General features: G+C 67.1%; 13 protein-coding genes and 1 tRNA gene. 9 read left to right on the plus strand and 5 right to left on the minus strand.

The annotated features are described in order from the left end of the window. The first annotated feature begins 347 nt into the window (after nucleotides 1-347). Complete coding sequence (locus ASD77_RS12890; protein WP_055942320.1) at nucleotides 348-1,964, plus strand: alpha-glucosidase family protein; 1,617 nt, start codon at nucleotides 348-350, stop codon at nucleotides 1,962-1,964. 321 nt (nucleotides 1,965-2,285) lie between these two features. Further along, complete coding sequence (locus ASD77_RS12895) at nucleotides 2,286-5,048, plus strand: TonB-dependent receptor (RefSeq protein ID WP_055943439.1); 2,763 nt, start codon at nucleotides 2,286-2,288, stop codon at nucleotides 5,046-5,048. Between the two features lie 128 nt (nucleotides 5,049-5,176). Here ASD77_RS12895 and ASD77_RS12900 read toward each other — a convergent pair. Together ASD77_RS12900 and rnd are read right to left on the minus strand one after the other, a co-directional pair. Further along, a tRNA-Ala gene (locus ASD77_RS12900) sits at nucleotides 5,177-5,252 on the minus strand. Between the two features lie 17 nt (nucleotides 5,253-5,269). After that, nucleotides 5,270-6,379, minus strand: coding sequence for a ribonuclease D (rnd, locus tag ASD77_RS12905; RefSeq protein WP_055942323.1), 1,110 nt, complete (start codon nucleotides 6,377-6,379; stop codon nucleotides 5,270-5,272). A gap of 242 nt (nucleotides 6,380-6,621) precedes the next feature. Between rnd and ASD77_RS12910 the strand changes: the two genes are divergently transcribed. From ASD77_RS12910 to ASD77_RS12940, 7 genes are all read left to right on the plus strand, one after another. After that, complete coding sequence (locus tag ASD77_RS12910; RefSeq protein WP_055943442.1) at nucleotides 6,622-8,352, plus strand: formylglycine-generating enzyme family protein; 1,731 nt, start codon at nucleotides 6,622-6,624, stop codon at nucleotides 8,350-8,352. 16 nt (nucleotides 8,353-8,368) lie between these two features. Next, nucleotides 8,369-9,280 (plus strand): M48 family metallopeptidase, encoded by a 912-nt coding sequence (locus tag ASD77_RS12915; protein WP_055942326.1) that lies wholly within the window; start codon nucleotides 8,369-8,371, stop codon nucleotides 9,278-9,280. Next, nucleotides 9,280-9,822 (plus strand): polyketide cyclase/dehydrase, encoded by a 543-nt coding sequence (locus ASD77_RS12920; protein ID WP_055942329.1) that lies wholly within the window; start codon nucleotides 9,280-9,282, stop codon nucleotides 9,820-9,822. Before ASD77_RS12915 ends, ASD77_RS12920 begins: the two co-directional genes overlap by 1 nt. A gap of 34 nt (nucleotides 9,823-9,856) precedes the next feature. Then, nucleotides 9,857-10,096, plus strand: a complete 240-nt coding sequence (locus ASD77_RS12925; RefSeq protein ID WP_055942332.1) for a hypothetical protein — start codon at nucleotides 9,857-9,859, stop codon at nucleotides 10,094-10,096. A gap of 95 nt (nucleotides 10,097-10,191) precedes the next feature. After that, the gene (locus ASD77_RS12930) at nucleotides 10,192-10,599 is read left to right on the plus strand and encodes a hypothetical protein (protein ID WP_156383627.1); all 408 of its coding nucleotides are present in this window, start codon (nucleotides 10,192-10,194) and stop codon (nucleotides 10,597-10,599) included. Nucleotides 10,600-10,729: 130 nt separating this feature from the next. Then, on the plus strand, nucleotides 10,730-11,041 hold the full coding sequence (locus ASD77_RS12935; protein WP_055942338.1) for a hypothetical protein: 312 nt from the start codon (nucleotides 10,730-10,732) through the stop codon (nucleotides 11,039-11,041). A 241-nt stretch (nucleotides 11,042-11,282) separates the two neighbouring features. Continuing rightward, on the plus strand, nucleotides 11,283-11,723 hold the full coding sequence (locus ASD77_RS12940) for a phage tail protein (protein WP_055942341.1): 441 nt from the start codon (nucleotides 11,283-11,285) through the stop codon (nucleotides 11,721-11,723). Between the two features lie 3 nt (nucleotides 11,724-11,726). On the opposite strand, the gene ASD77_RS12945 is transcribed toward ASD77_RS12940, so the two are convergent. The 3 genes from ASD77_RS12945 to ASD77_RS18160 form a co-directional block, all read right to left on the minus strand. Then, the gene (locus ASD77_RS12945; protein WP_055942344.1) at nucleotides 11,727-11,942 is read right to left on the minus strand and encodes a hypothetical protein; all 216 of its coding nucleotides are present in this window, start codon (nucleotides 11,940-11,942) and stop codon (nucleotides 11,727-11,729) included. Nucleotides 11,943-11,948: 6 nt separating this feature from the next. Further along, nucleotides 11,949-12,239 (minus strand): hypothetical protein, encoded by a 291-nt coding sequence (locus ASD77_RS12950; protein WP_156383628.1) that lies wholly within the window; start codon nucleotides 12,237-12,239, stop codon nucleotides 11,949-11,951. Between the two features lie 88 nt (nucleotides 12,240-12,327). Next, nucleotides 12,328-12,498: a hypothetical protein gene (locus tag ASD77_RS18160; RefSeq protein ID WP_156383629.1), complete on the minus strand. Its 171-nt coding sequence runs from the start codon at nucleotides 12,496-12,498 to the stop codon at nucleotides 12,328-12,330. Nucleotides 12,499-12,539 lie beyond the last annotated feature (41 nt).

Genomic DNA, 12,539 nt, shown 5'->3' on the forward strand with positions numbered 1-12,539 from the left:
TCGAAGTGCGTACTCGCCATGGCGAGCGTGGCGGCATCTTGCCGACATGCGCGACCGATTCCATGCTGCACCGCAAACAACACCGGCACGCGAGGCAGAGTGTGTCGAGGCGCATGCTTCGACCATGCGTGTGGCCCAAACCCTTGGCCTGCCTGCATTTCGGCAGCGGTACGTGGCGATCGGCACGCCGTCGCGCATGGCGAATGCATTCCAACGGCTGCATGAGCTGCATACGTATTCATGCCCGACCGCTCCGCGTCACACTCACGCGTGGCGACCGCTCGTGGAATAGTGGCGCCCGCCGAGCGCACCGGAGGGGTGCGCTACGCATTGCGACGGGTGCATCGATGACGAAGAACAACTGGTGGCGCGGCGCGGTGATCTACCAGATCTACCCCCGCAGCTTCCTGGACACCAACGGGGACGGGGTCGGGGACCTGCCGGGCATCGTCGAGAAGCTCGACTACATCGCCGGCCTGGGCGTGGACGCCATCTGGATCTCGCCGTTCTTCAAGTCGCCGATGGCCGACTTCGGTTACGACATCGCCGACTACCGCGACGTCGATCCGCTGTTCGGCACGCTGGAGGACTTCGATCGCCTGCTGGCCAAGGCGCATGCGCTGGGCGTCAAGGTGATGATCGACCAGGTGCTGAGCCACTGCTCGGCCGAGCATGCGTGGTTCAAGGAAAGCCGCGAGAGCCGCGACAATCCGAAGGCCGACTGGTACGTGTGGGCCGATCCGAAGGAAGACGGCACGCCGCCCAACAACTGGATGTCGCTGTTCGGCGGCGTCGCCTGGCGCTGGGAGCCGCGCCGCGAGCAGTACTACCTGCACAACTTCCTGGCCAGCCAGCCAGACCTGAACTTCCACAACCCGGCGGTGCAGCAGGCCACGCTGGACAACGTGCAGTTCTGGCTGGACCGGGGCGTGAATGGCCTGCGCCTGGACGCCATCAACTTCTGCTTCCACGACGCGCAGCTGCGCGACAACCCGCCGAAGCCGAAGGACCAACGCGTGGGTCGCGGCTTCAGCCCCGACAACCCCTACGCCTACCAGTACCACTACTACAACAACACGCAGCCGGAGAACCTGCCGTTCCTGGAGCGCTTGCGCGCGCTACTGGACCGCTATCCGGATGCCGCCGCGCTCGGCGAGATCTCCTCCGAGGATTCGCTGGCGACCACCGCCGAGTACGTCACCGACCAGCGCCTGCACATGGGCTACAGCTTCGAGCTGTTGACCGACGACGGCACTGCGGCCTACATCCGCGGCACGGTCGAACGGCTGGAAGCGGCGATGGTCGAAGGCTGGCCGTGCTGGGCGGTGTCCAACCACGACGTGCAGCGCGCGGTGACCCGCTGGGGCAACGGCGACGCTTCGCCGGCGCTGGCCGCGCAACTTGTGGCGCTGGTGTGTTCACTGCGCGGTTCCGTCTGCCTGTACCAGGGCGAGGAACTGGGCCTGCCCGAAGCCGACGTGCCTTACGAAGCGCTGCAGGATCCCTACGGCAAGACGTTTTGGCCCAACTTCAAGGGACGCGATGGGTGCCGTACGCCGATGCCGTGGAACGACGGTGAGCGCGCCGGCTTCAGCGATGGCGCGCCGTGGCTGCCGATTCCCGCCGAACATCGCGCGATCAACGTGGTGAAGCAGGAGGCCGATCCGGACTCCGTCCTCAACACCGTGCGTGGGTTCCTCGCCTGGCGACGCACGCTGCCGGCGCTGCGCAGCGGCAGCATCCGTTTCCTCGATGCGCCCGAACCGGTACTCGCCTTCGTGCGCGAGGAAGCCGGGCAGCGCGTCCTGGCCGTATTCAACCTGTCCGCGCAGGCCGTGCACTGGCCGTTGCCGGATGACGTCGCCGCCGAAGCGCTGGAAGGCCACGGCCTGCAGCGCGCAACGGTGGAGGGCAGGACGTTGTCGCTGCCACCGCGCGGCGTGCACTTCGCACGGATGGCCTGATTTCCGCTGCGCGGCGTCCTGCCGCAGGCGGTCTCCGCATCGTGGTCGGATGCCATGGGGCGCGCTCTCGCGTGTCATTCATGAAGCATGCGCGCGCACGTGGGTGCAGGCATCCGCATGCCTATTTTTCCGTACGGAATGCGTGTTACGCGCGGCGCCGGAAATATGCATGAATACGTATGCAGCGCGATTTGTGCGGCTGCGCACGCCACTACCATGGCCGCACATTCCGGGGCGCCTTGTCCCGGCATGGAAGACCCGGGCGATCGCATCGTGCGACGCACCCGGTTCATCGCATACAACGTCCTTGGAGAGGGGAACATGCAACTCAAGCGCAACCTGCTGAGCGCGGCGTTGGCGTCCGCCATCGCGCTCACCGCGACCGGTGTACAGGCCCAGACCGCCCAGACCGCCACCGACCAGACGCCCGCGACCGACGCGACCGAACTCGACACCGTTGTCGTCACCGGCATCCGCCGCGGCATCGAGAGTGCGATTTCGGTCAAGCGCGACGCCACCTCCATTGTCGAAGCCGTTTCCGCCGAAGACATCGGCAAGTTGCCGGATGTCAGCATCGGCGAATCGATCGGCCGTCTGCCCGGCCTGGCCGCGCAACGCGTCGCCGGTCGCGCGCAGGTGATCAGCGTGCGCGGGCTGTCGCCCGACTTCTCCACCACGACGCTCAACGGTCGCGAGATGGTCAGCACCGGCGACAACCGCAGCGTCGAGTTCGACCAGTATCCTTCCGAACTCGTCGCCGGCGTGACGGTCTACAAGACACCCGATGCCGGTCTCATCGGCCAGGGCCTGTCGGGCACGATCGACATGCAGACCGTGCGCCCGCTGAGCTTCGATGCGCCGGTCGGTACGATCGGCGTGCGTGGCCAGCGCAACTCGCTGGGCGCCGCAGCGGATTCGTCGGCTTACGGCGAACGCATCAACGCCAGCTACATCACGCAGAACGAGGCGCGCACGTTCGGCTTCTCGATCGGCTACTCGCACACCACCACGCCGATCCAGGAGAACCAGGTTGGCCTGTACGAGCCGTGGCAGGCGATCGGCGACAACTGGCGTCCGGGCGTACCGGCCGGCACGTTCTACTCCGACGGCATCAAGGCGCTGCGTCGCACTGGCGAAACCAAGCGCGATGGCGTGATGGCGACGCTGCAGTTCCGGCCGTCGAACGCATGGACCAGCACGCTGGACCTGTTCCACTCGGAGGCCGAGCAGGTCGATACGGCCAACCAGTTCGAAGTGCATATCGGTGACTACAACGGCGGCTACGGCCGGCTTCAGGTCACCAACCCCGCGATCAACGGTAGCAACACCTTCACCGGCGGCACCGTCGGCAATGTGTATCCGCTGGTTCGCGGCATGTACAACAAGCGCGAGGACGAGATCAACGCGTTCGGTTGGAACAACGAGTTCACCGCCGGCCAGGCACGCATCGTCGCCGACATCGGCTGGTCGCGCGCCAAGCGCGACGAGCTCAATCTCGAGAACAACACGCAGATGCTGCCGGCGCCGCAGTTGGACGCGTTGCAGCTGCAGATTCGCAACAACGGATTTTCGCAGATCAACCCGGGTCGCGACTATTCGAATCCGGAATCGTTGTACCTGACCGGCACGATCTACGGCTCGGGCTACGGCAAGGTGCCGAACGTGGTCGATGAGCTGCGCACGGGCAAGCTGGCGGCGTCGTTCCCCGCACCGTCGTTCCTGTCTTGGATGTCCGACATCGACGTCGGCCTGAACTACGCCGACCGCGAGAAGAACAAGCGCCAGCCCGAGGGCAACATCAACCTCGGCCCACAGGGCAACACCACGATCGCCTCGGACCTGCAGTACCGTCCGGTCGACCTGAGCTTCGCCGGCATCGGCTACATCCCGTCCTGGAACGTGCCGGCGGCGGTCGCTCGCTACATGACGTTCGAGCCGAGCGACGACGCGTTCCCATACCTGGTCGCCAAGGCCTGGGACGTGCGCGAAAAGACCACCACGGCCTACCTGCGCGGCAACATCGATACCGAGTGGGGCAACGTCAGCGTGCGCGGCAACGCCGGCGTGCAGGTCCAGCGTGTAGACCAGTCGTCCGACGCAATCCGTCTCAGCAGCGGCGGCAATCCGCAGTCCATCCAGCTGGGCAAGACCTTCACCGACGTGCTGCCGAGCATGAACCTGGCGTTCGGCTTCGAGAACGACCAGACCCTGCGCGTTGCACTGGCCAAGCAGGTCGCTCGCCCGCGCGTCGACCAGTTGCGTGCCTCGCTGGAGGTGAATGCGTCCGATGGTCCGGATCAGGACAACGGTCTGCGCAACAGCTTCGCCAGTGGCGGCAACCCGCTGCTGGATCCGTGGCGCGCCTATGCGTTCGACGTGTCCTACGAGAAGTATTTCGGCACCAAGGCGTATGTCGCGGCGGCCTATTTCTACAAGGACCTGCGCAACTACATCTACACCCAGACCGACCCGTTCTACGACCTGTCGGCTTACACGCCCGACATTCCGCCGAACGCGAACTATCCGGGTATTGGCGTCGATCCGATCGGCAGCTACACGCGGCCGGTGAACGGCGAGGGCGGCACGCTGCAGGGCCTGGAACTGACGGCGTCGCTGCCGTTCGAGATGTTCAGCGAAACGCTGCAGGGCTTCGGTGCGGTGGCCAGCGCCACGTTCAACGACAGCAACATCCAGATTCGCGATCCGGAAAGCGCCTCCAGCGTCGGTGGCGGTGACATCGATCTGCCAGGTCTGTCCAAGCGCGTGTACAACCTGACGGTGTACTTCGAGAAGAACGGCTTCGAGGCGCGCGTCAACCAGCGTCGTCGCTCCGACTTCATTGGCGAGATCGGCAACTTCAACGGCAACCGCACGCTGCGCTACGTCGTCGGCGAGAACATCACCGACGCACAGATCAGCTATTCGTTCCCGGAAGGTCATGCGCTGGGTGGGCTGAGCATCCTGCTGCAGGCCAGCAACCTGACGGACGAGGCGTACCAGACCTACGCCGGCACCAAGGACCGTCCGCTGGAATACGTCGAATGGGGTCGCAGCTACCTGCTGGGTGTCAGCTACAAGTTCTGATCACGTAAACCGTGCGCTCCCGGCCCGTCGGCGTCATGCCGGCGGGCTTTTTCTTTGCAGGACCGTGCCTGTTGCTGGTCCACACGCAACAAAAAAGGCCAGGCATGCGCCTGGCCTTTCGTGTTGGATGGTGGAGCCAGGGAGGATCGAACTCCCGACCTCGTCATTGCGAACGACGCGCTCTCCCAGCTGAGCTATGGCCCCACAAGAACGGTTTCATTCTAGCCCGCCGCCGCGGCCGGTGCCAAGCCTGCGCGGTCCAGGATCGGGGTCAGCACCGGGGCCAGTTCGCGGTGCCGCCAGCCCGACAGCGCAGCCGGCCACTGGCCGGATTCCTGCAGCGCTTCGAGATAGCGGCGGGAGGCCAGCACGCCATCGGGCAGGCCGAGTTCCGCGCTGCGCGCCGACACCGCATCCTGCAGCCGCTTGACCTGGGCCTTGTCGCCGTCGGTGGCCGCGCGGGCCACCGGCATCGACGACTCATCGTCCAGTGGCGTGGCGAGCGCCTGCCAGACCGCATCGGCCAGCTTGCGCGGCGCCTTGGGCTGGGTATCGAACAGGCGCAGCAGCGCCCCCTTGTCCTCCGGCGGCGTGCGCGCCAGCGCCACCGCCAGTTCGTTGTCCAGGATCCAGCTGCGCGGCTTGTCGCTGGCGCGCGCCTGCGTCTCGCGCCAGCGCAGCAGGCGCACCAGCCGCCGCTGCGCATCGGCATCGAGGAACTGCGCACTGCGCATCGACAGGTGCGGCCAGCGCTCGCCTTCGTCGTGCGCGGCGTTGTCGACGAACCGCGCGCAGTCCTCTTCCACCCACGAGCGGCGGCCGGTGGCGTCCAGCCCGGCCAGCAGCGCATCGTGCACGGCGAATAGGTAGCGCACGTCGTCGGCGGCGTAGTGCAGCTGCGACTCGCTGAGCGGACGACGCAGCCAGTCCGAGCGGGTCTCGCCCTTGGGCAGGGCGACGCCGGTAATGCGCTCGACCAGCTTCTGGTAGCCGATGCCCGACGCGATGCCGGCGATGGCGGCGGCGATCTGCGTATCGAACAACGGCGAGGGTAGGGCGTCGCAGGCGACCTTGAACGCCACCAGGTCCTCGCTGGCGCTATGCATGACCTTGGTGATCGAGGTGTCCAGCAGCCACGGCCGCAGCGCATCGGTCATGCCCGGGGCCAGGGGGTCGACCAGCAGCACGTCGTCGTCGAGGGCTATCTGTACCAGCGCGAGCTGGGGCCAGTAGGTGCGCTCGCGGACGAACTCGGTATCCAGGCCGATCCGCGTCGGCCGGCGTTGCAGGTGCGCGTCCAGCGCGGCGGGGGTGTCGATCCAGTGGGGCACGTAATCTCCGCGTGATGCGTCGTTTGCTCAGTCAGGGGACAATAACCTAAGGTCCCGGCTCAGCCGGTATGGTCTGCCGGTCTTGTCGGCCGGCATTCTCTCACGGGGCCGCCGGCTCCCATCACGGAGGGTGTTTGCGCGCGATTCTCGCCGCCTTGTTGCTGTCGCTTCCCTGGATCGCGGGGTGTTCGCGCGATGCGGCGGAAGCCGGTGCCGCGGATACCGGCGCGGACGCAATCCGCATGCCGAGCGTCACCGTCACCGGCGATGACAGCGCCGTGGACGAACTGAACTGGCGCCCGCCCAGCGTCGAACTGACGACCGAGGACGTCGCGGATGCGCATCGGCGTGCTGCCAGCGCCCTGTCCGAGGGGCGGCTGTTCGACGGCCCCGACGATGCAATCCCGCTCTACCTCGCCCTGCAGCGCCTCGATGCCGACGATGCGCGTGCCAGGACCGGTCTGGGCCGCAGCCTCGATCGCCTGCTGGACCAGGGGGCGCAGGCGCTGCGGCATGCCGAGGACCGTACCGAATCGCTACGCCGTGCACGCCAGATCGCGGCCGTGGCGCGCACGGTGGCGCCGGCGGATCCGGCGGTCGGCACCTACCTGGCGCGGGTGGACGAGATCGACCAGCTCACGCGACTGAACGTGGCCGCCGAGCGCGCGTTGCGCGAAGGTGCGCTAGGCGAAGCCGGGGGCGGCGCACTGGCGGGTTTCCGCGAAGTGCTGAAATGGAAGCCGGGCCAGGCGCGTGCGTTGCAGGGCATCGCCGCGGTCGAGAGCGCGATGATCCGTCGCGCCGAAGAAGCCGCATTGGCCAGCGATTTCACGACCGCGCGGACCTGGCTGGAGCATGCGGCCCGCGTGCGCGAGGATGCGCAGACGGTGGCCGATGCGCGCGTGCGGGTGGAAGCGATTCGCCTGGCGCGCATCGTCGAGTTGCGCGACGCCGGCGTGCGCGACATGGCCACGCCGCTCGGGCTGAAGGACGCGCGCATGAAGCTGGCCGAGGTGCTGCGCATCGCCGAACCGGGCAACCGCGTGGCGGCCGACTTCCGCCAGCGCATCGACCTGGCCACGCATTACGGCCTGTTCCGTCCGGGACAGGCATTCACCGATGCGCTGCACCATGGCGGACGTGGGCCGGAAATGGTGGTGGTGCCGCATGGCGGCTTCCTGATGGGCGCGGCCGATGACGAGGCCGGCGCGGCCGACGCCGAGAAGCCCGCGCATTACGTGCGCTTCGATCGCGGCTTTGCGATGGCCAGGCACCCGGTGACGGTGGGCCAGTTCCGCCGGTTCGTCGAGGCCACCCAGTACCGCCCGCGCGCCACGCGGCGCGGGCATTCGGTGGTCTACGACGAGCGCAGCGGCAATTTCGTCCGTCGCAGCGGGGTGGACTGGCGGTCGGACTACGCGGGCCAGCCGGCCAGCGACGACATGCCGGTGCTGCACGTCAGCGTGTACGACGCCGAAGCCTACGCCGAATGGCTGGCCGGCCAGACCGGGCACGGCTACCGGCTGCCCAGCGAAGCCGAGTACGAATACGCGCAGCGCGCCGGTCAGCAGGGCCGCTATCCCTGGGGCAACGGGCAACCTCCGCGCGGCATTGCCAACCTGACCGGCGGCAACGACCGCTCGCCCAGCGGGCGCGACTGGAACAATGCCTTCGTCGGCTACGGCGATGGCTACTGGGGCCCGGCCCCGGCGGGGCGCTTCCGTGCCAACGCATTCGGCCTGAAGGACCTGGAGGGCAACACCAGCGAGTGGGTGGGGGACTGCTGGCACGCCAGCTACCGGCGCGCGCCTGCGGACGGGGCGGCGTGGTTCAATCCCGGCTGCCGGTCGCGGGTGGTGCGGGGTGGCTCGTGGGCCAGTTCCCCGGCCCAGGCGCGCGCGGCATGGCGTTCGTCCTCGGATTCGGATATGACTAATGCGCGGGTGGGCTTCCGCGTTGTACGCGGCATCTAGCCGCCAGGGAGAGGGCATGAGGCAAGATCCTAACGGGCGTTCGCAATACGGGCAGGGCGGCGGCCGTCGTGGCGGCGGACTGGGCAACCTGCGCTGGCTGATCCTGCTGGGCTTCCTGATCTACGGCGGCTGCTATTACCTCAACAACCGCGTGGTCGATCCCTACACCGGCGAGAAGGTGCTGATCGACGGCTCCATCGGCGTGGAGGAAGAGAAAGCGCTGGGGCTGCAGGCCTACGAGGAAATCCTGCAGCAGGAGCGTCCGGTCGATCCGAATTCGCAGATCGCCCAGCAGGTGCGCACCATCGCGCAGCGCCTGATCGCCAAGATCCCCGAGGTCGAAGCGGCGATCGCGGCGGAGAAGGGCACCCAGCCCAGCGGCAACTGGAAATCCTTCGAGTGGGACGTCAACGTCATCGAGTCCGAGCAGGCCAATGCCTTCTGCCTGCCGGGCGGCAAGATGGCGGTCTACACCGGGCTGATTCCCGTCGCCCAGAACGCCGACGCCGTGGCAGTGGTGATGGGCCACGAGATCGCCCATGCGCTGCTGCGTCATGGCGCGCAACGCATGTCGCAGCAGAAGCTCACCCAGATCGGCCAGATGGCCGGCGCGATGAGCGGCATGGACCCGCAACAGCAGCAGATGGTGATGGCCGCGATGGGCTACGGCTACCTGCTGCCGTACGCGCGCGAGCATGAAACGCAGGCCGATGAAGTGGGTCTGATGCTGGCCGCTGCCGCCTGCTTCAATCCGCAGGAAGCCGTGCCGCTGTGGCAGCGCATGAGCGAAGCGAGTGGCGGCCAGGCCCCGCCGGAATTCTCGTCCACCCATCCCAACCCCGGCACGCGCATCCAGAACCTGACCGCGCTGATGCCGAAGGCGATGGAGTACCGGCAGAAGTTCTGCCAGCAGGGCGCCGCGCAGTGATGCGCCTGCTGCGAGCGGTGCTGCTGGCGACGGCGATGGCCGCCGCGCCGGCACATGCCGAGGTCAAGGACGCCACGCCGCAAGGCTTCACCCTGGAAAATTCGGTGTGGGTGCCCACCACGCCCCAGGCCGCCTACGCCGCGCTGATGAACGATGTCGGCCGCTGGTGGCCGGCCGACCACACTTGGTGGGGCGATGCGTCCCGACTGTCCATCAGCGAGAAGGCCGGCGGCTGCTTCTGCGAGATCAACGGCGCGCAGCAGGCCTGGCACATGACCGTGACGTTCACCGATCCCGGCAAGCTGCTGCGCATGACCGGCGGCCTGGGCCCGTTGCAGGGCATGGGCCTGCACGGCGCGCTGGAATGGCGCTTCGTCGCGGAGAACGACGGCACCCGCATCACCCTGTGGTACCGCGTCGGCGGTTACACGCCGGACGACATCGGCAAGTTCGCGCCGGTCGTGGACAAGGTGCAGGGGCAGCAACTCGGCGGACTGGCCACGTTCCTGCGCACACCGCCCGCATCGACCCCTTCGCGTTGAGCTTCAACCCATTCCCACAGGAGAGCAGGACCGCATGAGCATCCGTCTGACGGAAAAAGACACTGGCCGCACGCTGGGCACGATCTCGCAGGAAGACTTCCAGCTGCTGGTCGGCCACATGGAAGAGGAGTCCTCGACCGACCAGGACTACTACGTCGAACACACCGCGATCGACGCGCTGGAAGCCCTGGGCGCCAGCGCCGGATTCGTCACACTGCTGCGCAATGCGGTGGGCGAATCGGAAGGGATCGATGTGGTGTGGGCGGAGGCGTAAGCCTCGGCGGCTACCGGGGATGGGTTGAGCAGGAGAGATGCGATCTGGACGCTGTGCTCAGATCCAATCGCGGCGTATCGGAGCTGACGCTGCGCTTGGTCCAGCGCAGCGCTTCCGAGTGGGGTTGCACGCTCTCGCTCGTCGGCGAGCATTGGGATGTCGGCCAGGGTCGTCCGTTCACGGGAACCGTGGACGGGTTCATCTTGACGACGACAGCGCTCGATGCGCTGCATCGCCATCTGCTGTCCTGGCTGAGCAGCCCCTTGGACGCACTCGTCCCCTCGCGCCTGGACGCGGTGTTGGAACTTGCGGCGCCGGGCCAGACCTTGTGCTTCCGATTCGGTCCAGTCGATCACGTCCTTGCCGCCGTCGGAAAGCCTGTCGTAGGCATCCGCTTTTCCATGGGTGAGCTGGCGGGCAGCTTCCACCTGGTCTGCGACCCGTCGTGCCTCGCCCTGTTTGCCGACGGGTTGGCGCATGCGTTGCAGACCATCAGGGCGTAGGGCGATGGCGCAGGAAGGAGAGGGTGACGGGAATCAACAAGGACGCCGTCTTTCGTCTGCCATCAAGTCGAGGCGCTGAATGAGATTCTCACCGGGCGAGTTGGCGATCCGTCGCCCCCTCTGGATCGCATTGAGCGATCTCTACCTCGACACGGAGCCGTCGTGGAACCGGGTCGCCGAACAATGTGCCCGCTCGCCGTTCGCCATCCCGGCATTGCAGCGCATCCTGTTCGACGAAGTGCATCCCGTGGTCCATCTGAACCTGTGGTCGGTTGCCGGCGTCTGGGATGGCTTCGACGAGGATTGGCTCGTCAGCCGCATCGTCTCCCGCAGGCGCAAACCCTGGTTCCGGCTTCCCTGGCCGGAGGACCGACGATATCCCTGGCGCGAACTGAAGCCGCTGATCATCGCGTTGCGCCAGGGTGACGAACCTGTACGTTGACGGGAGCAGTCAGACGGCCGTGGACGCGGGATACTGAGGTAGCCCGGGTAGAGCCGAAGGCGAAACCCGGGAATCCGCGCTGCCAGGCGTCCCGCGATCTTTCCTGCAGGGCATGCCATGACGAGCACAACGCCCTGCATCGCCATCACCAGGCTGACCTCCGGCAGCGCATCCTTGCGTTGGGACAAGAGTCGGCCGCCTCTCGGCGGGTGACGTCCCCCTTTCACATGGAGCCCTGCCCATGGCCGTACAGCGTGACCGTCCCTATGCCGGCATGAACTTTCATGTCGACCTCGGCCTGGGCCACGGGCCCGATGCCGGCGTGTCGGAGGTGTTGTTCCCGGCCGCGCGGCTGCAGCTCAACGAGTACCGCAACGGCAACGACAAGGTGCCCGAAGCGATCAAGCTGTCCACGCTGACGCACTACGACAATCTGGTGCTGCGGCGGGGCGTGATCGGTTCGCTGGCGTGGTACCAGTGGTGGAACGAGGCGCGCAACGGCGGCGATGCCCGACGCACCGTCACGGTCACGCTGCTGGACGAACAGGGCAATCCGGCGATGAGCTGGCGCTTCCTGCGCGCGCGACCGGCGGGCTACCTGACCTCGCCCCTGGATGCGGTGGAAGCGGAGACGGTATTCGAAACGCTGGAGATCGCGTTCGACCGCTTCGAAGTCGAGTAACCGTCAGTCCAGAGGATCGCGCGGCGGTTCGCGCAGGAACTCCAGGATGCAGCCGACCGTCAGTCCGAGCAGCGCGCATCCGAGCGCCATCGCGGCGGAGGCGGGTTCCTTGCCGGTCAGGTGGAACAGACCCAGTCCCGCGACGACCCCCAACAGCAAGGGCACCAGCAGGCGGGGTTTGGACCACAGGTCCGCCAGCAGGTACGCCATCAGTTCCATGGGCGCTCAGCGCGCAGGAGAGGCGGGGCAGGTGGCGACGGTAACCGTTTCGTACATCTGCAGCGTCCATCCATCGGGTTCGAGCCGGTAGCGGCGCTGCGTCTGCGTGGCGCCGACGCACTGGACGAGCAGCACGGTAGAGCCTGGACCGGCGGCGGCCAGGTCGAGCGGCTCGGTACAGCCGACCGCCTTGCATCGTGGCGTCGTCTGCGCGGTGGCGGTGTGCGTCGCCCATCCCGCCAGTGCAGGCAGGATCATGACGGTCGAGTACAGCGCGAGCCTGATGAAACCTGGCATGCATCGTCTCCGCAGCGCCACGTGGCGTGGTCCGGTGACGGTACGCCGCCGCCAGGTCCCGGGCAAGCCCGGGACGCGGGAGCTTCGCTCAGAGCTTGCTGAAGAGCGTGGCCGCGACCAGCAGGCCGAAGCCGGCGACCACCAGCCAGAACGCATGCGGGGCCAGCACCGGCACGTAGCCGAACTTCGCCGCGATGCCGCCGCCGCCGAGCAGCAGCGCGATCAGCCAGACGCCGAAGGTGGGAGGAGTGAGTTTCATCGGGAATCCTTGTCGAAGGTGCGTGTTGATTCGCAGGGAAC

Source organism: Pseudoxanthomonas sp. Root65, assembly GCF_001427635.1.
In the GTDB taxonomy this organism is placed as follows: Bacteria; Pseudomonadota; Gammaproteobacteria; order Xanthomonadales; family Xanthomonadaceae; genus Pseudoxanthomonas_A.

Bases quoted from the DNA above. Each gene is read 5' to 3' on its own strand.
- ASD77_RS12945 (WP_055942344.1), bottom strand. From the start codon at position 11,942: ATGGAACTGATGGCGTACCTGCTGGCGGACCTGTGGTCCAAACCCCGC.
- ASD77_RS12910 (WP_055943442.1), top strand. From the start codon at position 6,622: ATGCCGAGCGTCACCGTCACCGGCGATGACAGCGCCGTGGACGAACTG.
- ASD77_RS12950 (WP_156383628.1), bottom strand. From the start codon at position 12,239: ATGCCAGGTTTCATCAGGCTCGCGCTGTACTCGACCGTCATGATCCTG.
- ASD77_RS12925 (WP_055942332.1), top strand. From the start codon at position 9,857: ATGAGCATCCGTCTGACGGAAAAAGACACTGGCCGCACGCTGGGCACG.
- ASD77_RS12940 (WP_055942341.1), top strand. From the start codon at position 11,283: ATGGCCGTACAGCGTGACCGTCCCTATGCCGGCATGAACTTTCATGTC.
- ASD77_RS12915 (WP_055942326.1), top strand. From the start codon at position 8,369: ATGAGGCAAGATCCTAACGGGCGTTCGCAATACGGGCAGGGCGGCGGC.
- ASD77_RS18160 (WP_156383629.1), bottom strand. From the start codon at position 12,498: ATGAAACTCACTCCTCCCACCTTCGGCGTCTGGCTGATCGCGCTGCTG.
- ASD77_RS12890 (WP_055942320.1), top strand. From the start codon at position 348: ATGACGAAGAACAACTGGTGGCGCGGCGCGGTGATCTACCAGATCTAC.
- ASD77_RS12895 (WP_055943439.1), top strand. From the start codon at position 2,286: ATGCAACTCAAGCGCAACCTGCTGAGCGCGGCGTTGGCGTCCGCCATC.
- ASD77_RS12920 (WP_055942329.1), top strand. From the start codon at position 9,280: ATGCGCCTGCTGCGAGCGGTGCTGCTGGCGACGGCGATGGCCGCCGCG.